Below are 21,006 nucleotides of genomic sequence, written 5' to 3'. Positions count from 1 at the left end.
CCATGTCCATTAGACCGGTCGGCGCGCCGCCGCAGCATCTGTCAAATATCGAGATTCTCCGCAAAGGCCGCGCGTTCCTGGATGAAGCGGAAGCGGGCTTCCGGCTTGGTGCCCATCAGATCGTCGACGGCGCTGCGGGTGCCTTCGAAATCCACCTCGTCGATCAGCACCTTGAGCAGGGTGCGCTTGGACGGATCCATGGTGGTTTCCTTGAGCTGGGCGGGCATCATCTCGCCGAGACCTTTGAAGCGGCTGATCTCGACCTTGGCCTTGCCCTTGAACTCCGTCTGCATCAGCTCGGCGCGATGGTTGTCGTCGCGGGCATAGGCGGATTTCGAGCCTTGAGTGATCTTATAGAGCGGCGGCACGGCGAGGAAGAGATGGCCGCCGCGCACCAGCTCCGGCATCTCCTGATAGAAGAAGGTGATGAGCAGCGAGGCGATGTGGGCGCCGTCGACGTCGGCATCGGTCATGACGATGATGCGCTCGTAGCGCAGGTCTTCGTCGCGGTATTTCGAGCGCGTGCCGCAGCCGAGCGCCTGGATGAGATCGGCGAGCTGCTGGTTGGCGCCGAGCTTTTCACGGCCGGCGCTGGCAACGTTGAGGATCTTGCCGCGCAGCGGCAGAATGGCCTGGTTGGCGCGGTTGCGCGCCTGCTTGGCCGAACCGCCTGCCGAATCGCCCTCGACGATGAAGAGTTCGGCGCCTTCGGCGGTGTTCTGCGAACAATCGGCGAGCTTGCCGGGCAGGCGCAATTTGCGCACCGCCGTCTTGCGGTTGACTTCCTTTTCCTTGCGGCGGCGCAGGCGCTCCTCGGCGCGCTCGATCACCCAGTCGAGCAGCTTGGCCGACTCGTTCGGATTGTCGGCAAGGTAGTGATCGAAGGGATCGCGGAGCGCATTCTCGACGATGCGCTGGGCTTCGACGGTTGCGAGCTTGTCCTTGGTCTGGCCGACGAATTCCGGCTCGCGGATGAAAACCGACAGCATGCCGACGGCCGAGATCATCACGTCGTCGGTGGTGATCTGGGCGGCGCGCTTGTTCTGCGTCAGCTCGGCATAGGCCTTCAGGCCCTTGGTCAGCGCGATGCGCAGGCCGGCCTCATGCGTGCCGCCTTCGGGGGTCGGGATGGTGTTGCAATAGGAATGCACCTGCGGATCGCCGCCGTACCAGGTGATCGCCCATTCCATCGAGCCGTGGCCGCTCACCTTCTCGGTCTTGCCGGCGAAGATCTCGCGGGTGACGGTGAACTCCTTGCCCATCGTCGCCTGGAGATAGTCCTTCAGGCCGCCGGGGAAGTGGAAGACAGCCTTGTCAGGCACCTCGGAGCCTTCGGGCAGCACGCCCGCCTCGCAGCTCCAGCGGATTTCGACGCCGCCGAACAGATAGGCTTTCGAGCGCGCCATGCGGAAGACGCGGGCGGCATCGAACTTCATGTGATCCCCAAAGATCTGGGGATCGGGATGGAAGCGCACGCGGGTGCCGCGGCGATTGTGCACGTCGCCCAGCTCTTCGAGGCCGCCTTGCGGCAGGCCGCGGGAGAAACGCTGGCGGTATAGCTTGCGGTTGCGCGCTACCTCGACCTCGAGGTCGTCGGAAAGCGCATTGACGACCGAGACGCCGACGCCGTGCAGGCCGCCGGAGGTCTCGTAGGCCTTGCCGTCGAATTTGCCGCCGGCATGCAGCTTGGTCATGATGACTTCGAGCGTCGATTTGCCCGGCACCTGCGGATGGTTCTCTACCGGGATGCCGCGGCCGTTGTCGGAGACGGTGAGATAACCTGCGAGATCGAGATAGACCTCGATGAAATTGGCGTGTCCGGCGACCGCCTCGTCCATCGCATTGTCGATGACTTCGGCAAAGAGGTGATGCAGCGCCTTTTCATCGGTGCCGCCGATATACATGCCCGGCCGCATGCGCACCGGCTCGAGGCCTTCGAGGACGCGGATCGACGAGGCGCCATAATCATCGGAGTTCGACGCGGCCGGCGCCGGGCGCGCAGAGGCTCCGGCAGGGGGTGCTGCGGCGGCGACGGGCGCAGCTGTCATCGGCGGCCGCTCGGCCGCAGCGGCAGGCTTCTGCGCCTCCTCGCGTTTTTCAGAGAGGGGCATTCCGGAAAAGAGGTCGTTGCTATCGTCCATGGGGCCGTTCAGATCTTCATCCTGTCTTGGGTCTGGTTTGGGCGGGTATCCGCCGCCGACCCAAAATCACCGCATTTCATGCCACGTTTGCGAATCAGGCAGATTTTGCCAGAAAGCACCTCTATACGCGACACCGCCTGACTTGGCGGGCTTTTCCCAAATGATTTGCGTTGCCGGGCGCCGAATGGCAAGCGGCGGCAGGCCTCAGGAACCATCCGAATGCGAATGTCCACAAGTCATTGCACCATCATCACCGCAATTGCGGCGTTTTTCTTGTCCGCAGCCGTCCTCTCTGCTGCCGCCCCGGCGCGGGCCGCCGATGCGCTGCCGCCTTTCAAAGACGATCTGTTTTCGAAGCAGACCATCTTGCAGACGGGCGATGACGGCGCCTTCGAGGTCATCGGCTATGACGAAATGCGCGATATCAACGGCCGCGACCAGATCCCGCAAAAGCGGGTGCAGCAGAAATATGTGGCGCTCGGCATCCGCAAGACCCAGGCGGACGAAACACTGTCTCTCGACGGCATCAAGCTCGATGTCACCAGGGTGGGACCGGCTCAGAGTGCCGCTTTCACGGTGATTTTCATCCATGGCCGCGACGGTGACCGGCGGCTCGGCGCCAACGACTACAGCTTCGGCGGCAATTTCAACCGGCTGAAGAACCTTGTCGCCGGCAATGGCGGCGTATATTATTCACCCACCGTCAAAAGCTTTGACAGCAGCGGTGTTGCGGCGATCGCCGGTCTGATCCGCTATGCCAACGCGCAATCGCCCGGCCGGCCGATCATCCTTTCCTGCGCCTCGATGGGCAGCCAGGTCTGCTGGGGCATCGCGCGCGATGGTGACAGCGTCAAGCGGCTGAAGGGCATGCTTGTTATGAGCGGGGTCACCGATCCGGATTTCATCAAGAGCGCCTTCTACAGGGCGAAGCTGCCGCTCTGGTTCGCCCATGGCAGCCGTGACCCGGTCTATGCCGCCTCCGACCAGCAGGCGCTGTTCGAAAGCCTGCACAAGGCAAAATATCCGGCGCGTTTCACGCTGTTTCAGACCGGCAATCACGGGACACCGATCCGGATGATCGACTGGCGCAGGGTGGTGAACTGGATTCTTGCGGGCTAGCGCATCGGCCGGAAAATCGAAAAGCACGATGCATGAATTCAAAATGCTACCTTTACGTGTCTAAAAGGACGCGCGGTGCTGGAGCGGATGATATTCGGCAGAAATATGCTCGGGATCGCATAGATTCCCCTTACGTCAAGGGCATGATGCTTTTCTTTGCTGCAAGCTTTTGATATTGCCCAAGGCATAAGCAGATTGTGGAAGGCCGGCATGACACCTGATGTGCGCCCGCTTGTGGCGGGAAACTGGAAAATGAATGGCATGCGTGCCTCCCTGGATCAGATCAAGGCGATCGCCGAGGGTATTCGCTCGCCGCTGGCCGACAAGGTCGAAGCGCTGATCTGCCCGCCGACGACGCTGCTCTACGTGGCGACGGCGCTGTGCACCGACAGCCCGCTGGCGATCGGTGCTCAGGACTGCCATCAGAACCCGTCCGGTGCGCATACTGGCGACATCTCGGCCGAGATGCTTGCCGATTGTTTCGGCACCTATGTCATCGTCGGCCATTCCGAGCGGCGCACCGACCATGCCGAAACGGATCATCTGGTGCGCGCCAAGGCGGAGGCGGCCTTCGCCGCAGAGCTGACGGCGATCATCTGCATCGGCGAGACGGCGGATGAACGCCGGACAGGCCAGGCGCTTGACGTCATCAAACGTCAGCTTTCCGCCTCCGTTCCCGATGGCGCGACGGCCGAAAATACCGTTGTCGCTTATGAGCCGATCTGGGCGATCGGCACCGGAGTGACGCCGACGGCAGGTGATGTCGAAAAGGCGCATGCCTTCATGCGGGCAGAGCTTGTGGCCCGCTTTGGCGATGAAGGCCGCAAGATGCGTCTACTCTACGGCGGCTCGGTCAAGCCTGCCAATGCCCATGAACTGATGGGCATCGCCAATGTCGACGGCGCGCTGATCGGCGGAGCGAGCTTGAAAGCGGCCGACTTCCTCGCCATCTACCGGGCCTATGAGGCGCTGCTCGCCTGAGGCATTGTTTATTCCTCGGTTTATTCCGGGCCGAAGGGCTTGGAATAGATGAAAGCCTCATGTAAAGAGCCGCCAGAATTCTTATTTATGTCCGTCTTCAGGCGGGCAGGACTGGACCCATGCAGACAGTATTGATTGTCATCCATCTCATGATCGTGCTCGCCCTTGTTGGCGTCGTGCTCATCCAGCGCTCTGAAGGCGGCGGCCTTGGTATCGGCGGCGGTTCGGGCTTCATGTCGGCCCGCGGCACGGCCAACGCGCTGACGCGCACCACCGCGATCCTTGCGACGCTGTTCTTCCTGACCTCGCTCGGCCTCGGCATACTGACGCGTTACGAGGGCCGTCCAAGCGACATTCTCGACCGCATTCCGGCAACAGGCGGCCAGGGCAACGGCATTCTCGATTCGCTTGGCGGCGGCGCGCAGGCTCCGGCAACCCAGCCGGCCGGCAACGGCGTTCCGAGCAGCGGGGCGGCAACGCCCGCACCGCAGGCTCCCGCCGCTCAAGCGCCGGCAGCGGCTGCTCCGGCCACTCAGGCGCCTGCTGCCACCGCACCGGCAACGATCGCACCGGCCACGACTGCGCCTGCAGCTCCGGCCACGCCGGCGCCGGCTCAGCCTTCCGGCGTCCCGACGGGACAATAAACCGGGCTTCGACATAAACCGCCGGCAGGCCCCAGGGTCTGCCGGTTTTCTTTTGTTCAGATTCCTGCGCCACGCTCCGAAAGTTCCGGAAAAGAATTTTTGGGGCTGGTGGAATCGTTTTTGAAAAGGTATCCGGTGAATCCCATGGCGCGATACGTATTCATCACTGGCGGCGTGGTTTCCTCTCTCGGAAAAGGAATTGCGGCCGCGGCTCTCGGAGCGTTGCTGCAGGCCCGTGGATATCGGGTCCGGCTTCGCAAGCTCGATCCCTATCTGAACGTGGACCCGGGCACGATGAGCCCGACCCAGCACGGCGAGGTCTTCGTCACCGACGACGGCGCGGAAACCGATCTCGATCTCGGTCATTACGAACGCTTCACGGGGCGTTCGGCGACCAAGACCGACAATATCACCACCGGCCGCATCTACAAGAACATCATCGACAAGGAGCGGCGCGGCGACTATCTCGGCGCGACGGTGCAGGTCATTCCGCACGTCACCAACGAGATCAAGGATTTCGTTATCGAGGGCAATGACGACTACGACTTCGTCATCTGCGAGATCGGCGGCACGGTCGGCGATATCGAAGCGATGCCGTTCATGGAGGCGATCCGCCAGCTCGGCAACGATCTGCCGCGTGGCACCGCCGTCTACGTCCACCTGACGCTGATGCCCTATATTCCGGCGGCCGGCGAGCTGAAGACCAAGCCGACCCAGCATTCGGTCAAGGAGTTGCAGGCACTCGGCATTCATCCCGATATCCTGCTGGTGCGCGCCGACCGCGAAATTCCGGAGGCCGAGCGCCGCAAGCTGTCGCTGTTCTGCAACGTGCGCCCGTCCGCCGTCATCCAGGCGCTCGATGTCGCCAACATCTACGACGTGCCGATCGCCTACCACAAGGAAGGCCTTGATGACGAAGTGCTTGCCGCCTTCGGCATCGAGCCGGCGCCGAAGCCGCGTCTCGACCCGTGGGAAGAGGTCTGCAACCGCATCCGCACGCCGGAAGGCGAGGTGACGATCGCGATCGTCGGCAAATATACCGGCCTCAAGGATGCCTATAAATCGCTGATCGAGGCGCTGCATCACGGCGGCATCGCCAATCGCGTCAAGGTCAAGCTCGAATGGATCGAGTCCGAGGTCTTCGAAAAGGAAGATCCGGCGCCCTATCTCGAAAAGGTGCACGGCATCCTCGTGCCCGGCGGCTTCGGCGAACGCGGTTCGGAAGGCAAGATCCATGCAGCCCGTTTCGCCCGCGAACGCAAGGTGCCGTATTTCGGCATCTGCTTCGGCATGCAGATGGCCGTCATCGAAGCGGCGCGCAATCTCGCCGACGTCTCCGGCGCCTCCTCGACCGAATTCGGCCCGACCAAGGAGCCGGTGGTCGGCCTGATGACCGAATGGGTCAAGGGCAACGAGTTGCAGAAGCGCACGGCAGCCGGCGACCTCGGCGGCACGATGCGCCTCGGCGCTTACAAGGCGGCGCTGAAGAAGGGCACGAAGATCTCGGAGATTTACGGCTCGACCGATATTTCCGAGCGTCACCGCCATCGCTACGAGGTCAATGTCGACTACAAGGATCGGCTCGAGAGCTGCGGCCTCATCTTCTCCGGCATGTCGCCGGATGGCGTTCTGCCGGAAACGATCGAATATCCCGATCATCCCTGGTTCATCGGTGTGCAGTATCACCCGGAACTGAAGAGCCGGCCGCTCGACCCGCATCCGCTATTTGCCAGCTTCATCGAAGCGGCGACGGAACAGAGCCGCCTTGTCTGACGAATGCCGACACCAGATCGCGCGGCTATGCGCGATCTGGATGCTCTGCCGGATCAACCTTCAAGCAGCGGCCGGCAGCGGCCCGATATAGACCGAGCGCGGGCGAATCAACCGGCCGTCGAGTGCCTGTTCGCGCGCATGCGCCAGCCATCCGACGGTGCGGCCGATCGCGAAGACGCCGGTGAAGGCCCGGCGCGGGAAGCCGAGCGTTTCGAGCAGCAGCGCCGTATAGAATTCGACATTGACGTCGAGCGGCCGGTCCGGCTTGCGCAGCTTGAGGATCGCCAATGCCGCGACCTCCACGGCCTCTGCCAGGGCGCTACGGGCGCTGTCGACCTGTCCTGACACGATCAACGGCTTCAGCGCGCCTTTCAGCGCATCGGCACGGGGATCGCGGACACGGTAGATGCGGTGGCCGAAGCCCATCAGCCTTTCGCCGCGGTCGAGCGCTTCGCCGAGCCAAGGCCCGGCATTCTCCGCTGTTCCGATCGCGTCCAGCATGTCGAGCACCGGACCGGGCGCACCACCATGCAGCGGTCCCTTCAGCGCGCTCAGCGCTGCGAGCACCGAGGAGGTGAGACCGGCCTGCGTCGAGGCGATGACGCGCGATGCGAAGGTTGAGGCGTTGAGGCCGTGGTCGGATATCGTCACGAGGTAGGTGTCGAGTGCGGCCGTCTGCCCCCTGGTCGGCACTTTTCCGGTCAGCATGCGCAGGATATCGGCCGCCTGCGGCAGCGAGGCGTCGGGCGCGATCGGTTTTTCGCCGCGCTGCATGCGCAGAACCGCCGGCAGGAAGACTGCCGGCGCGGCCAGCAGGCGAAGCGCGGTATCGAAATCCTCGCCGTCGGGCAGACGGGCAATCAGCGCCCGCATCGCATCGACCGGAGGCAAAGCGAGCAGCGTGGCATCGGCAGCCTTGATATGGTCGAACACCCCGGTTCGCGCTTTGGCCAGCCAGTCGCGCAATTCCGCTTCGCCAAAGCTTCGCTCCATCAGCCCGTCGAGCAATAGTGCGGCGACGCCTTCATAGGTGGCGTCAGCGACCAGATGATCCAGCGATACGCCGCGGATGATCAGTCGACCTGCTTCGCCATCGACATCCGAGAGCTGCGTTTCGGCGGCAATGACGTCTTCCAAGCCATTTTTCATGTGGTTTTCTCCTTTACGGCTTGAATGATCCGACCTAGTCTCATTGACGTCAATCTTGATGCAATTGATCAATATGAGGATCCGATGTCGTGGCTCACTGCCGAGGAGGCGCTGCAAGCGCTGAAAACCAAGCCGCAGACGCTCTATGCCAATGTCAGCCGCGGGCGCATCCGCGCCAAGCCGGATCCCGCCGACCCGCGCCGCAGCCTCTACCAGTCTGCCGACGTCAAGCGGCTTGCCGAACGCCATGCCGGCCGGCGTAAAGCCGAAACGGTTGCCGCCGAGACGATCCGCTGGGGCGATCCGGTTCTGTCTTCGGCAATCTCCACCATCATTGATGGACGGCTTTTCTATCGCGGACGGGACGTGGCCGATTTTGCCGAGGTCGCGACGCTGGAGCAGACGGCAGCACTGCTCTGGAATGGTGCTGAAGCGCTGCCCTCCAACGCCGAGGCCGGGCATGCCGCTCCGTCGCTTCAGGCTGCGTTCCTGGCGCTTGCGGGGCGGGTGACGACGGATCTGCCGTCACTCGGCCGATCGCAGGCAGCCCTGCGGCGTGAAGCGTACGGCGTTCTCTCCACCATCGCCGATGCGCTGGCGCCGGGGCCTTCGGAGCAGCCGCTGCATCTGCGGCTGGCCGCAAGCTGGGAACGGCCGGATGCCGCCGATTGCCTGCGCCGCGCTCTGGTGCTGCTTGCCGATCACGAACTCAACGCCTCGGCTTTTGCGGCACGGGTCACGGCATCGGCAGGTGCTGCCCTTTCGGCCGCCGTGCTGTCCGGTCTGGCGACGCTGACAGGGCCGCTGCACGGCGCCGCCTGGCAGGGTGTCGACGCCCTGATCGAGGCAGCTTCAGCGCTCGGGGCGGAGCAAGCGATCCGCCGCTCGCTTGTCCAGGGCAATCACCTCTCAGCCTTCGGCCATCTTCTCTATCCCGATGGCGATATCAGGGCTCAGGCACTGCTTTCGCATTTCCCCCTGCCGCCGGAATTTGCAAACCTCCGTGACGCCGGCGAAGCGATGGTCGGCGAAAAGGTCAATGTCGATTTCGCACTTGCCGCGATGGCGGTCGCCTTCGATCTGCCGCGGGAGGCGCCGATTATTATTTTTTCGCTTGCCCGTTCCGCCGGCTGGCTTGCGCATGCGATGGAGCAGATCGGGAGCGGAGAGTTGATCCGACCGCGGGCGCGTTATGCCGGGCCGACGCCCGAAACAAGAGGCGCTCCTTGAGAATCGGCTTGCGATGAGCCGGCCTGCTTTTTTGCCTAGGGAAATATTCGAATTCGGCTATCATGCCCGGCATGGAAGAAGACGGTTGGCGGGCGCTTTCGAAATGAGCCGCTCCGCACGGTCATGGGGGCTTTCCATGAATATCACGCTTCGCTGCCTGTTTGCCGGCGCACTCGCGGTCGGCCTATTCGCTGAAGGGGCGGCCTTTGCGCAGTCTGCCGGCTGCACGATTTCGCGCGACGCCGGCGCCCGCCAGGTGTTCAGTTGTCCGGGCGGCGTCAAGGTGACGGCGGAGGCCGGCGCATCCTTCCGCCTTGCCGACCGCAATCGTGACGGCAGTCCCGATTCGGCATCGCTGCGGCGCAAGGCCATCCTCGTCGATGTCGACAGCAGCCAGCACGCGGGCGGTTTCCAGGTGGTGACGCCGCAGGCGATCGCTGCCGTGCGCGGCACGCAATGGGCGGTCGATGTCGCCGGCAGCAAGACCTCGGTGCTGGTCGTCAGAGGCAGCGTCGCGGTGCGCCGGCCGGCCGGCGAGCAAGTGGTGCTGTCGCCGGGCGAGGGCGTCGACGTCTCAGGCGGAACCGAGCCGCTCGTCGTGCGTCGCTGGCCGGCGCCGCGCGTTGCCGCGCTTCTTGCCCGTCTCGGCCAATAAGTCCCATGAACCATCGCCTGCAGACTGTGATCGCGCTGCTGCTCGCCGGTCTTTGGGCGGCAGCACTCGGCTATGCCAATCTCAATGGCGGAAGCGGCCTTCTCGATCGGATGGAGGCTTCGCTTGCCGATATCCGCAGCGCCATCGTCGGGGCAAAAACACCGCCTCCCGTCGTCTCGATCGTCGCCATCGACGATCGCACAGCCGCCGCCCACGGCTATCCGCTCGACCGGGCCACACTCGCGCGGCTCGTCGGCGCGATCGCCGCGCTGAAGCCGAAGGCCCTGGCACTCGATATTCTGCTGGTCGATCCGGGGCCGGAGGAGGGCGATGCGGCGTTGGCCACCGCCCTTGCCCAGGGGCCGAGCGTGATTGCCGCGGCCGCCACTTTCGCGCAAAGCCGCCAGCAGGTCAGCGATGCGGCGAGCGATCCGCTTGCCGCCATTCCCGAGGCAAGCCAGCTTCTCTTGCCGCTTCCCCGCTTTGCCGAGGCGGCCGCGGTCGGCATCGTCAATGTCGCAACCGATCAGACCGGCACGCCACGCTATATACCGCTGATCTCGCGGGCGGCGGACCGGCTGGATCCGGCCTTTCCGCTGCGGGCCGCTTCGGTGGCGCTCGGTGTCAATCCCAGCATCGAACCCGATGCCATCACGCTCGGCAAGCTGCGCATTCCCACCGATATCGGCCAGCGCCTGCCGGTGACCTTCTATGGTGGGCACGGCAGTATCGCCACCTTCAGCGCCGCCGATGCGCTCGACGGCAAGCTGGCGGCGGATGCAGTCACTGGTCGCATCGTCGTCATCGGCTCGACGGTCACCGGCGGCGGCGACGTCTTCCCGACGCCGTTCGATCCCGTCATGCCCGGCGTCGAGGTGATGTCGACGGCGATCACCCATCTCGTCACCGGCGACGGCATGGTGCGCGACCGCAGGATCAGGCTGATCGATGCCGGCATCGCCATCGGTCTGACGCTCGTGCTGGTGTCGCTGATCGCCTGGCGCCGGAGTGCGGCAGGCTATGTCATCATCGTGCTGACGCTGATCGTCTGGGCGATGCTCAATCTATCGGCCTTTGCGCACGGCTACTGGCTGAGTGCAGCACTGCCGATCGCAGCCGCGCTGCCGCCGGCGCTGATCCTCGGCGCGGCCGAACTCTGGCTCGACCGCGGCCGCGCCCGCCATTTCGCCGAGCAGAGCGCGCTGCTGCAGCGCATCGAGGCGCCCGGCCTCGGCGAATGGCTGGCGCGCGATCCGAATTTCCTGGCTGAGCCGGTGCGCCAGAACGCTGCCGTCATCTTCATCGATCTCTCGGGTTTCACCGGTCTCAGCGAAAACCTCGGACCGGTCAAGGTGAGCGAAGTGCTGAGCGGTTTCTTCGAACTGATCGACGAGGAGGCGCGCGCCCATGGCGGCGCCATCACCAGCTTCATGGGCGACGGGGCGATGATCCTGTTCGGACTGCCGGAGCCCGCCGATGACGATGCCGCCCGCGCCGCCGCCTGCGCGGTCAGCCTCTGCGAGCGGACACGCGGCTGGCTTGGCGCCCATGCGGGCTTCGCCCAAAAGAAGATCGGCTTCAAGGTCGGCGCCCATTACGGCCCCATCGTCGCCTCGCGTCTTGGCACCGGCGACCGGCAGCAGATCACCGCGGCAGGCGACACCATCAATGTCGGCAGCCGCCTGATGGAGGTCGCCGCCCGCCATGGCGTCGAGCTGGCGCTGAGCGCCGAAATCGTCCGCGCCGCAGGCCCTGATAGCGTGCTGACGCAGTCAGGACGGATGGAGGGTCCGCTGGAAACAACGCTGCGCGGCCGGGCAAGCCATATCGACGCCTGGCTGTGGCGCAGTCGCACGCTTTGACAATCGCCGCGGGAGCGGCTAGGAACGGCGCAAATACCCCGCCGGCTGGCTCCGGCCATGGCGCATTTCGCGCCTGACAGCTCCGAAAGATCGAACTCATGACAGAATTCAACGGCGTCGTTCCGGCGATCGCCAAGGCGTTGCAGAAGCGCGGTTACGCCGAACTCACCCCGGTGCAGAAATCGATGCTCGATCCGGCGCTTGCCGCTTCCGACGCGCTGGTCTCGGCCCAGACCGGTTCCGGCAAGACCGTCGCCTTCGGGCTGGCGCTGGCGCCGACGCTGCTTGAGGGCAGGGAACGCTTCGGCAATGCCGGCGCCCCGCTCGCCCTCGTCATCGCCCCGACGCGCGAGCTTGCCCTGCAGGTGAAGCGCGAACTCGAATGGCTCTACGAAATGACCGGCGCGGTGATATCAAGCTGCGTCGGCGGCATGGACATCCGCAGCGAGCGGCGGTCGCTCGAACGCGGCGCCCATATCGTCGTCGGCACCCCCGGCCGGCTCTGCGACCATATCCGCCGCCGGGCGCTCGATATGTCGGAACTGAAGGCCGCCGTGCTCGACGAGGCCGACGAGATGCTCGATCTCGGCTTTCGCGAGGACCTGGAATTCATTCTCGATTCGGCGCCGGACGAGCGCCGCACGCTGATGTTTTCGGCAACTGTGCCGGCGGCCATCGCCAAGCTGGCCAAAAGCTACCAGCGCGACGCCGTGCGCATCAGCACCGCGGCCGAGGAGAAGCAGCATGTCGATATCGAATATCGCGCGCTGATGGTGGCGCCGAGCGACCGCGAGAACGCTATTATCAACGTGCTGCGCTATTACGAGGCGACCAACGCCATCGTCTTCTGTTCGACGCGCGCCGCCGTCAATCATCTGACCGCGCGGTTCAACAACCGCAATTTCGCCGTGGTGGCGCTTTCCGGCGAACTGACGCAGAACGAGCGCAGCCATGCGCTGCAGGCAATGCGCGACGGCCGCGCCCGGGTCTGCATCGCGACCGATGTCGCCGCCCGCGGCATCGACCTGCCGGGCCTTGATCTCGTCATCCATGCCGACCTGCCGACCAATCCGGAAACGCTGCTGCACCGCAGCGGCCGCACCGGCCGGGCCGGGCGCAAAGGCATCAGCGCCATGATCGTGCCGTTGAATGCACGGCGCAAGGCAGAGCGCCTGCTCGAGAATGCCGGTATTTCGGCCGCCTGGGCGCGGCCGCCGTCTGCCGAAGAGGTGAACGAGCGCGACGACGAGCGGCTGCTCGCCGACCCGATCTTCAACGAAACACCGCAGGAAGAAGAACAGGGACTGGTGCAGCAGCTTCTTTCCAGCCACGGCGCCGAAAAGCTCGCCGCCGCCTTCCTGCGTCTCTACCGCACCAATCATTCGGCGCCGGAGGATCTGATCGAGGTCACCGTGCAGGACGATCGCAGCCGCAAGCGCCGCGACAATGCCGAGCCCTACGAGCCGGCGCAGAAGGGACCGCGCGAGGATTTCGGCGCCAGCGTCTGGTTCTCCGTCTCGGTCGGGCGCAAGCAGAATGCCGAGCCGCGCTGGCTGATCCCGATGCTCTGCCGCAACGGCAATGTGACGAAGCGGGAGATCGGCGCCATCAAGATGCAGCCTGAGGAAACCTTCGTGGAGATCGCGGCTGCAAGTGCCGAAAGCTTCCAGGCGGCGATCGGGCCGAACAAGGCGCTCGAACGCGGTATCCGCGTGACCCGGCTTTCCGGCACACCGGATTTCAGCCGGGCGCCGTCGCCGAAGCCTTATGCCGGCAAGCCATCGCGTGACGAGCGGCCGGATGACTCCTCCCGTGGCGAGCGGCCGAAGAACAAGTTCGGCAAGGGTCCAGGCGGCGGATATGCTGCAGCCGACAATAGCGGCGGGGAGAGACGGGATAGCAAGCCCTGGAGCAAGAAACCAGGCAAGCCCGGTTTCGACGGCCCGAAATCGGACAAGCCCAAATACGATAAGCCGAAATTCGAAGGTGCCAAGTTCGACGGTCCCAGATCTGAGGGCAAGGGCGGCGCCGGGCCGAAGAACAAATTTTCAAAGAAGAAGCCCGGCTGATTTCGCCAGCAGCCCTTCGCCGATCCGGCGTGGGGCTGTGGCTCGTATTTCTCGGGGAGGCAAAGGTGATGGCGGAGACGGCGATCCTCAGCGTTCCGGTTTTCAGTACGCTCTGCAACGAGGCCTTCCGGCTGCGGTGCATCGTGCCATGAAGAATTATTGAGCTTCGGCGCGGGCAGGAGCAGGCGACGATGAAACGCGCGAGCCAGCCGCAACCCGATCCGGCCGCCTTCATCAAGGCCAATCTGCCGATATCGCCGGTTGCCTCCATTCCCGAAATCCTGCTTCATCAGGCCGGACCTGCGAGCGGGCTCTGGCGACTTGCAGGCCGCGGAGACGCCGATCCGGCGCCCTACTGGGCCTATCCCTGGGCCGGCGGCGCCGTGCTGGCCCGCCATCTGCTCGATCGGCCGGAAACGGTCGCCGGTCGCCACGTCCTCGATCTCGGCGCCGGCTCCGGGCTCGTCGCCATCGCGGCGGCAAAGGCCGGAGCAGCCATGGTGACGGCGGTCGATATCGATGCCAATGCCATCACCGCAATCGGCCTTAACGCAGAAATTAACGGGGTGAACATTGCGGCCATTGCCGCAGACATCATCGATGGGCCGCCGCCTGTGTCGGATCTCCTGCTCGTCGGCGACCTGTTCTATCATCCCGCCCTTGCCTTGCGGGTGATGGCGTTCCTGCGGCGTTGCCGGGCCGCCGGCATCGAGGTGCTGATCGGCGATCCCGAGCGCGCCTATCTCCCGCAAAGAGAACTCAGGCGAATCGCGACCCATGCGGTTGCAGATTTCGGCACGGGCACGAGTGGCGGAGCGGTGCAGGCGGGTGTCTTTTCGCTCTCCGCAACAGCTGGAGAGGCAGCTAAACGAGAAGGTCCGGCCGCAGCAGCATGACTGGGCAGGGCGCTCCGGCTGGCAGTTCCGGCGCCTGCGGCGGGCGGACGATGAGGCAGTCGGCTTCGGCAAAGACCTTCATCATCGAGGAATCCTGCTTGCCGAAGGGCTCGGCCAGCCAGTTTCCGGTCGTGGATTTCGAAAGTTTCGCCCTGATATAGTCCTGCCGGTGATCGTTGGCGCGCAATGCGACGGCCGCCTCCACCACTGTCTCGCGCTGCACCGGCGGCAGGGAGGCGAGCCTGCGGATCAGCGGCTCGAGGAACAGCAGCGAGCAGACGAGGCTCGAGACCGGATTGCCGGGCAGGCCGAGCACATGCGTTTCGCCGAAGCTGCCGACCATCAGCGGTTTGCCGGGACGCATGGCGATGCGCCAGAAATCGAGCTGCATGCCGGCCTCAACAAGCGTCGCCTGCACCAGGTCATGGTCGCCGACCGACGCGCCGCCGAGCGTGACGATGACATCGACCTTGGCGTCGCGCGCCGTGTCGATCGCCGCGGTGATCCTGGGCTTATCGTCCGGCACGATGCCAAGATCGAGCACATTGGCGCCGGCTTTGCGGGCAAGGGCTGCAATACCAAACGTATTGGAGGCAATGATCTGCGAAGGGCCGGGCGTGCTTCCGGGCGGCAGCAGTTCGTCGCCGGTTGCGAGGATGGCGATCCGCGGACGCCGGAAAATCTCGACCTCAGGTCGGTTCATGGCGGCAGCGACCGTCAGCCGCGAGAAATCGAGCACCGTGCCGGCAGAGAGCACAGCTTCGCCCTGGACGAAATCCTGGCCGCGGGGACGAATATGCTGGCCCTGCCGGACGGGGAAATTGGTTCGGATGCCGCCTTCGATCTTCTCCGCATCTTCCTGCAGCAGGACGCTATCGGCGCCCAGCGGGACAGGCGCGCCGGTGAAGATGCGGACGGCCTCTCCCTTGTTAACGCTTGCCTCGAAGCCGTGGCCGGCGGCAGATGTGCCGATGACCTTCAACACGGCGCCCGGCTCCGGCGCGTCTTCGCGGCGCAGCGCATAACCATCCATGGCGGAGGCATTGAAGGGCGGTTGGGTCAGACCGGCCGTCAGATCGACGGCGAGGACGCGGCCCTCAGCCTCGGCAAGCGGCAGCGTCTCGGACGCCGCGACAGGCTTTGCGCGCGAGAGCAAGCGGTTCAGGGCCTCGGCGACCGGGAGAAGGTTCATCTTGCCTCCGGATGACGGAAATCGCCGGATTTTCCGCCGGACTTTTCAAGAAGTCTGATGCCGCCGATCTCCATTGCCTTATCGGCCGCCTTGGCCATGTCGTATATCGTCAGACAAGCGACCGAGACGGCGGTCAGCGCCTCCATCTCCACACCGGTCTTGCCGGTCAGCTTGGCGGTTGCCGTGACGCGCAGGCCGGGCAGGGCGGCATCCTCCTCGATCTCGACCGTGACCTTCGTCAGCATCAGCGGATGGCAGAGCGGGATGAGATCGGCGGTGCGTTTTGCCGCCATGATGCCGGCAAGGCGCGCGGTGCCGATCACATCACCCTTCTTGGCATTGCCTTGACGGATGAGGGCGAGCGTTTGCGGCGCCATCTTCACATGGCCCTCGGCGGTGGCGATGCGCACCGTCTCGGCCTTGTCGGAGACATCGACCATATGCGCCTCGCCGGAGGCATCGATATGGGTCAGGCCGGGCTTTGCGCCACTCATATCATTCGGCCGCGATGGCGGCTTCGCCAAAGAGCAGCGCACGGGTGGCGGCGGCGACGTCGTCCTTGCGCATCAGGCTCTCGCCGACAAGGAAGGTGTTGATGTCGACGGCCTGCAGGCGTTTGCAATCGGCATGGGTGAAGATGCCGCTTTCACCGATGAGCAACCGGTCCGTCGGAACCATCGCAGCCAGCGTCTCGCTGACCGTCAGGCTGACCTCGAATGTGCGAAGATTGCGGTTGTTGATGCCGACGAGCGGCGAGGAGAGCTTCAGCGCACGGTCCATCTCAGGCGCGTCGTGAACCTCGACGAGCACGTCCATGCCGAGCGCGAAAGCTTCGTCCTGCAGCCGCTCTGCATCGTCATCGCTCAGCGACGCCATGATCAGCAGAATGCAGTCAGCACCCCAGGCGCGCGCCTCATGGACCTGATAGGTCTCGAACATGAAGTCCTTGCGCAGGGCGGGCAGCGCGCAGGCGGCCCGCGCCGTCGTCAGGAATTCCGGCGCACCCTGAAAACTCGGCGTGTCGGTCAACACGGAAAGGCATGCCGCGCCACCGGCTTCATAGGCCCTTGCCAGCGCCGGCGGATCAAAATCCGGGCGGATCAGCCCCTTCGACGGGCTCGCCTTCTTGATCTCGGCGATCAGACCGAAATGGCCGGCCTCCCGCTTGGCAACGAGCGCCTTGTGAAAACCGCGCGGGGCGGACTGGCCGGCCTGCATCGCCTTCAGATCGCCAAGCGACACAGCAGCCTTGGCGGCGGCGATTTCCTCGCGCTTATAAAGTTCGATCTTCTTCAGGATATCGGTCATCGGCCAATCCTAGTCGATATCGTTGGAGACGGCGATGAGTTTGTCGAGGGCGAGCGCGGTGGCGCCGCTATCCAGCGACTGCGCGGCCAGCGTCATGCCGTCGCGTATCGTCTCCGCCTTGCCCGCAATGACCAGCGAGGCGGCGGCATTGGCGAGCGAGACATCGCGATAGGCATTCTTTGCGCCGCTGAGGACCTCGCGAAGCGCTGCGGCGTTGGCGACACCATCACCGCCCTTGATGTCGGCGAGCACGCAGGGGCTGACACCGAAATCGGCTGGCGACAGTTCGAAGGTGCGGATCTTGCCGTCTTCGAGTGCGGCGACTTTCGTGATGCCGGTGGTGGTGATCTCGTCGAGACCGTCGCCATGGACCACCCAGACACATTCGGAGCCGAGATCGCGCATGACTTCGGCAAGCGGCACCAGCCATTGCGGCGAGAAGACGCCGAGCAACTGGCGGCGGACACCGGCCGGATTGGAAAGCGGCCCGAGCAGATTGAAGATCGTGCGCGTGCCGAGCTCGACCCGCGACGGGTTGACATGGCGCATGGCGGAATGATGCATCTGCGCGAACATGAAGCCGACACCGGCCTCCGCGATGCAGCGGGAGATGATTTCGGGACCAACGTCAAGCTTGACGCCGAGGGCGGCCAGATTGTCTGCTGCGCCCGATTTCGAACTCAGCGCACGGTTGCCGTGCTTGGCGACGGGGACACCGGCGCCGGCGACGATCAGCGCCGCCAGCGTCGAGATATTGTAGGTGCCGCTGGCATCGCCGCCGGTGCCGACGATGTCGATCGCATCGGCCGGCGCCTCGACGGTCAGCATCTTGGCGCGCATCGCGGTGACGGCGCCGACGATCTCATCGACGGTTTCACCGCGCACGCGCAGCGCCATCAGGAAGCCGCCGATCTGCGAGGGCGTCGCCTGGCCCGACATCAGGATGTCGAAGGCGGCGCGAGCCTCGTCACGCGTCAGCGGGTCACGGCTTGCGGCCTTGGCCAGGAACGGCTTCAGATCGGTCATAAAGCCTCCTAGCGGGTCGTTGCCTGTTCGGCGAGCGTCTGGTTGATCTGAGCGCCATACTGCGTCTGCAGCAGGTTGACCATCTGATCGAGAATATCGTCGCCGGCGGCATTGGCCATGGCGGTGATCTGGGCATCGCGGTTGTTCAGCACGTCGCCGGTCGGCTGACTGTTGACCTCGGTGACCTTCATCAGGATCTGCGTCGAGGGATCGGCGCCGACGGCGCTCGCAACCGTATCGATGGGCCCGGAGAAGGCGGCGGTGACGGCGGCACGGCCAAGCACCGGATCATCGGTGGAGCGGGTAAGGCCGCTCTTGCTTTCGACGGCGATGCCGAGCGGCGTTGCGATATCGGCAAGCGCGGTGCCCTTGGCTGCCGCGGCCTTCAATTCGTCGGCCTTCTTGGCGAGTTCGGCTTTCTGCTGTTCCGCCGTCCAGTCCTCGACCGCCTTTTCGCGCACCTCGGCGACCGGGCGCTCGCGGGTCGGCGTGATTTCCCGGACGTTGAACCAGACATAACCGTCATTGCCGATCGGCAGCGGTGGCGCATCGACGCCAACCTCGGTCTTGAAGGCTTCGCCGAGCAGTTGCTGCTTGACGGGGATATCCTTGACCTCTTTGCCGCCCTTGTCGGCGCCGGTCATGTCGACGGCGCCGACGGTGACGGCCTGGAGCTTCAGCTGGCCGGCGATATCCTCGAGCGTGGAACCTCCGGCGCGCAGATCCTCGATGCGGTCATGAACGTTGATCACTTCCTGAGAGGCATTGGACAGCGCCAGCTGCTTGCGGATGTCCTCCTTCACCTCGTCGAAATTCTTCACCGTTTCCGGCTTGATGTTGGTGATGCGCAGGATGACGGAGCCAAAGGAGCCTTCGACGACAGGCGTCGTGCCGCCATCGCGCGACACTGCGAAGGCCGCATCGGCAACGGCCTGGTCGGGAACCTTGTCCTTGGTGAATTCGCCGAGCAGTACATCGCTTGCCGTTTTGCCCTGGTCGGAGACCAACTGATCGAAGCTGGTGCCGCCCTTCAGCGCTGTTTCGGCGGCGGCGGCAAGATCCTTGCTGGCAAAGGTCAGCTGTTCGATGGTGCGGCTCTCCGGCGTGCGGTAAGTATCCTTGCTCTTGTCGAAGGCTTCGTGGATCTGGTCGTCGGTGACGGTCGCGGCGTCAGCGATATCGGCGGGCTGCAGCTTGAGATAGACGAGCTTGCGGTATTCAGGCGCCTGGTAGCGCTGCTTGACGCCGTCGAACCACGTCGCCAGCACGTCGTCGGCAGGCGCCTTGATCGGCTCGATATTGGCGTTGGTGAGCAGGAGATAGTCGATGCTGCGGCTTTCATCGCCATAGAGCTTCAGGGCGTCGACCAGCGTCTTCGGGGCGGTGAAACCGTTCGAGATGGCATCGACGACCTGGCTGCGGACGGCGACCTTGCTGCGCTCCTTGATGTAATCGTCCTGGCGGATATTGGCATTGCGCAGGCGCGAGATGAAGAGCTCACGGTCGAACTTGCCGTTGACGGCCTTGAAAGCCGGATCGTCGGCGATCAACTGGGCGAGGCGATCCTCGGACAGGCCGAGATTCATATCTTCGGCGAGCTGGTCGAGCGAGGCGCCGGCAACGAGTTGGGCGAGCACCTGCTGTTCGACGCCGAAGGCGCGGGCCTGTTCCGGGGTGAGGCGCATGCCGAACTGCTGGCCGAGGCTTGCCACCTGGCGCTGATAGGCGAGGTGGAATTCGTTGACGTCCACATGCTGATCGCCGACGGTCACAACCGTGGTGCTGTTGCCGCCCGTTAACAGCTGATGCGACACGCCCCAGGCGCCGAAGGAGACGACGAGCAGAAGCAGGAGCAGCTTGGCAACCCAGGTCTGAGCAGCTCTTCTCAGGATATGGAACATCGAAACGCAAACCTCGCAGTATTCATTAGAGCCGCGCGCGGGCGGACATTCGACGTTCCTTAAAACAAACCCGACAGGAAATGAAGGGTTTGTCGCGCGAAAAGCTGCACAAGGCCGCCGCTCGGCCGAGGCGGCTTTGCGGCCAACAAAAGATCGGTTGCGACGGAACCTTTCGGGCCGCCATTTCGTTGAACCGGCATCCCATGAAACAGGAGCAGACCATGGCAGAATTGAAAACCGCTTCCGCCGAATCCACCGCTGCGCGCGTCAAGGCTGATATGGCAGCAGACGACCTGTCGGCGCAGGTCGCAGCCCTTCGCAACGATCTCTCCCGGCTGACGGAAAGCGTGGTCGCGCTCGGGCAGGGGGCAAAGTCGGCGGTGACCGACGAGGCGTCGCTGATGACGGAACAGCTGCGCGACAAGGTTCGCGAAGAACCGCTCATCGCCCTCGCCGTGACGGCAGGCATCGCCTATGTTTTCGGCCTGCTGAGCCGTCGCTGAAAGAGACTTCAGGACAATGAAAAGCCGGGCGCCATGATTGCCCGGCTTCTGGTGTTTCGATGGCCAGCTACCGCGACCGGGTCAGCTAACGCTTACCGGGGTCAGCGGCGGATGAGGCGGCCGACGAAAATCAGAATGCAGGCGCCGACGAAACCGGTGATCAGATAACCCAGCCAACCGGCAAGCGGCTGGATGTGCAAGAAACCCAGGATCCAGTTGGCGACAATGGCGCCGACAATGCCGAGCAATATGTTCATGAGCAAGCCCATGTTGCTGCTCATGGCCTTTTCCGCCAGCCATCCGGCGATGCCACCGATAATGATGGCTGCAATCCAACCTACACCTGCGTTTTCCATGGTTAGCTCCCTCCTGGTAAACCGACTCGAAACAATGCATGAAACGGAAGGAAATTCCACTCCTGGCAGAATTTAAAGCGGCTTACGGGTGCAACTGGGTGACCGGAGTCTCCAGCGCGTACATAGCCAGCTGGAACAGGAGGCCTGATATGGCGAGCATTGCGAAGCCTAAAGGCATGATCAGGCTTTTGCTAAACATTC

General features: G+C 64.2%; 19 protein-coding genes and 1 pseudogene. 11 read left to right on the top strand and 9 right to left on the bottom strand.

Going from position 1 to position 21,006, the window contains the following annotated elements; all coding sequences use genetic code 11:
* Positions 1–41: 41 nt before the first annotated feature.
* A complete protein-coding gene (parE, locus tag PO860_RS09380) occupies positions 42–2,141 on the bottom strand; it encodes a DNA topoisomerase IV subunit B (protein WP_273885614.1) in 2,100 nt (699 codons plus the stop codon).
* A gap of 219 nt (positions 2,142–2,360) precedes the next feature.
* Between parE and PO860_RS09375 the strand changes: the two genes are divergently transcribed.
* Entirely contained in the window at positions 2,361–3,260 is a 900-nt protein-coding gene (locus PO860_RS09375) for an alpha/beta hydrolase (RefSeq protein WP_273885615.1), read from the top strand.
* Between the two features lie 38 nt (positions 3,261–3,298).
* Here PO860_RS09375 and PO860_RS09370 read toward each other — a convergent pair whose 3' ends face one another.
* Positions 3,299–3,523: a hypothetical protein gene (locus tag PO860_RS09370; protein WP_275038360.1), complete on the bottom strand. Its 225-nt coding sequence runs from the start codon at positions 3,521–3,523 to the stop codon at positions 3,299–3,301.
* Between PO860_RS09370 and tpiA the strand changes: the two genes are divergently transcribed.
* From tpiA to pyrG, 3 genes are all read left to right on the top strand, one after another.
* Positions 3,471–4,241 (top strand): triose-phosphate isomerase, encoded by a 771-nt coding sequence (gene tpiA / locus PO860_RS09365; protein ID WP_273885616.1) that lies wholly within the window; start codon positions 3,471–3,473, stop codon positions 4,239–4,241. The genes PO860_RS09370 and tpiA overlap by 53 nt on opposite strands.
* A gap of 119 nt (positions 4,242–4,360) precedes the next feature.
* The gene (gene secG, locus PO860_RS09360) at positions 4,361–4,885 is read left to right on the top strand and encodes a preprotein translocase subunit SecG (protein ID WP_273882757.1); all 525 of its coding nucleotides are present in this window, start codon (positions 4,361–4,363) and stop codon (positions 4,883–4,885) included.
* 144 nt (positions 4,886–5,029) lie between these two features.
* Entirely contained in the window at positions 5,030–6,658 is a 1,629-nt protein-coding gene (gene pyrG / locus PO860_RS09355; RefSeq protein WP_183607283.1) for a CTP synthase, read from the top strand.
* A gap of 60 nt (positions 6,659–6,718) precedes the next feature.
* Here pyrG and PO860_RS09350 read toward each other — a convergent pair whose 3' ends face one another.
* Positions 6,719–7,807 (bottom strand): citrate synthase/methylcitrate synthase, encoded by a 1,089-nt coding sequence (locus PO860_RS09350; protein ID WP_275038251.1) that lies wholly within the window; start codon positions 7,805–7,807, stop codon positions 6,719–6,721.
* Positions 7,808–7,891: 84 nt separating this feature from the next.
* On the opposite strand from PO860_RS09350, the gene PO860_RS09345 reads away from it, so the two are divergent.
* The 6 genes and pseudogenes from PO860_RS09345 to PO860_RS09320 all read left to right on the top strand — a co-directional run bounded on the left by PO860_RS09345 (position 7,892) and on the right by PO860_RS09320 (position 14,519).
* Entirely contained in the window at positions 7,892–9,037 is a 1,146-nt protein-coding gene (locus tag PO860_RS09345; RefSeq protein WP_273885618.1) for a citrate synthase, read from the top strand.
* A 136-nt stretch (positions 9,038–9,173) separates the two neighbouring features.
* On the top strand, positions 9,174–9,692 hold the full coding sequence (locus PO860_RS09340) for a FecR domain-containing protein (RefSeq protein ID WP_272782543.1): 519 nt from the start codon (positions 9,174–9,176) through the stop codon (positions 9,690–9,692).
* A gap of 5 nt (positions 9,693–9,697) precedes the next feature.
* The gene (locus tag PO860_RS09335; RefSeq protein WP_273885620.1) at positions 9,698–11,554 is read left to right on the top strand and encodes a CHASE2 domain-containing protein; all 1,857 of its coding nucleotides are present in this window, start codon (positions 9,698–9,700) and stop codon (positions 11,552–11,554) included.
* 98 nt (positions 11,555–11,652) lie between these two features.
* Entirely contained in the window at positions 11,653–13,623 is a 1,971-nt protein-coding gene (locus PO860_RS09330) for a DEAD/DEAH box helicase (RefSeq protein WP_183607288.1), read from the top strand.
* 65 nt (positions 13,624–13,688) lie between these two features.
* Positions 13,689–13,760, top strand: a pseudogene (locus PO860_RS09325) (GNAT family N-acetyltransferase); the annotation flags it as partial.
* 54 nt (positions 13,761–13,814) lie between these two features.
* The gene (locus PO860_RS09320) at positions 13,815–14,519 is read left to right on the top strand and encodes a class I SAM-dependent methyltransferase (RefSeq protein WP_273885622.1); all 705 of its coding nucleotides are present in this window, start codon (positions 13,815–13,817) and stop codon (positions 14,517–14,519) included.
* Here the strand turns inward: PO860_RS09320 and PO860_RS09315 are convergent.
* The 5 genes from PO860_RS09315 to PO860_RS09295 are packed head-to-tail and all read right to left on the bottom strand — an operon-like array spanning position 14,488 to position 19,946.
* Positions 14,488–15,711, bottom strand: a complete 1,224-nt coding sequence (locus tag PO860_RS09315; RefSeq protein WP_273885623.1) for a molybdopterin molybdotransferase MoeA — start codon at positions 15,709–15,711, stop codon at positions 14,488–14,490. The two genes, PO860_RS09320 and PO860_RS09315, sit on opposite strands and share 32 nt — an antisense overlap.
* Positions 15,708–16,205, bottom strand: coding sequence for a cyclic pyranopterin monophosphate synthase MoaC (gene moaC, locus PO860_RS09310; RefSeq protein ID WP_273885625.1), 498 nt, complete (start codon positions 16,203–16,205; stop codon positions 15,708–15,710). Before moaC ends, PO860_RS09315 begins: the two co-directional genes overlap by 4 nt.
* A gap of 1 nt (position 16,206) precedes the next feature.
* Positions 16,207–17,019 carry an indole-3-glycerol phosphate synthase TrpC gene (trpC, locus tag PO860_RS09305; RefSeq protein WP_273882746.1) on the bottom strand — a complete coding sequence of 271 codons (813 nt, stop codon included), beginning with the start codon at positions 17,017–17,019 and terminating at the stop codon, positions 16,207–16,209.
* A gap of 9 nt (positions 17,020–17,028) precedes the next feature.
* Complete coding sequence (trpD, locus tag PO860_RS09300) at positions 17,029–18,045, bottom strand: anthranilate phosphoribosyltransferase (RefSeq protein WP_273885626.1); 1,017 nt, start codon at positions 18,043–18,045, stop codon at positions 17,029–17,031.
* A gap of 8 nt (positions 18,046–18,053) precedes the next feature.
* The gene (locus tag PO860_RS09295; protein ID WP_273885627.1) at positions 18,054–19,946 is read right to left on the bottom strand and encodes a SurA N-terminal domain-containing protein; all 1,893 of its coding nucleotides are present in this window, start codon (positions 19,944–19,946) and stop codon (positions 18,054–18,056) included.
* Between the two features lie 221 nt (positions 19,947–20,167).
* On the opposite strand from PO860_RS09295, the gene PO860_RS09290 reads away from it, so the two are divergent.
* Positions 20,168–20,449, top strand: coding sequence for a hypothetical protein (locus tag PO860_RS09290; protein WP_097619829.1), 282 nt, complete (start codon positions 20,168–20,170; stop codon positions 20,447–20,449).
* Positions 20,450–20,550: 101 nt separating this feature from the next.
* Here PO860_RS09290 and PO860_RS09285 read toward each other — a convergent pair whose 3' ends face one another.
* On the bottom strand, positions 20,551–20,805 hold the full coding sequence (locus tag PO860_RS09285) for a GlsB/YeaQ/YmgE family stress response membrane protein (protein WP_097619707.1): 255 nt from the start codon (positions 20,803–20,805) through the stop codon (positions 20,551–20,553).
* Positions 20,806–21,006 lie beyond the last annotated feature (201 nt).

This window comes from Rhizobium binxianense, from assembly GCF_028994275.1.
Lineage (GTDB): Bacteria > Pseudomonadota > Alphaproteobacteria > Rhizobiales > Rhizobiaceae > Rhizobium > Rhizobium binxianense.
Note: the sequence above shows the minus strand (reverse complement) of the source record. Positions and strands in the feature narration are given on the sequence as shown.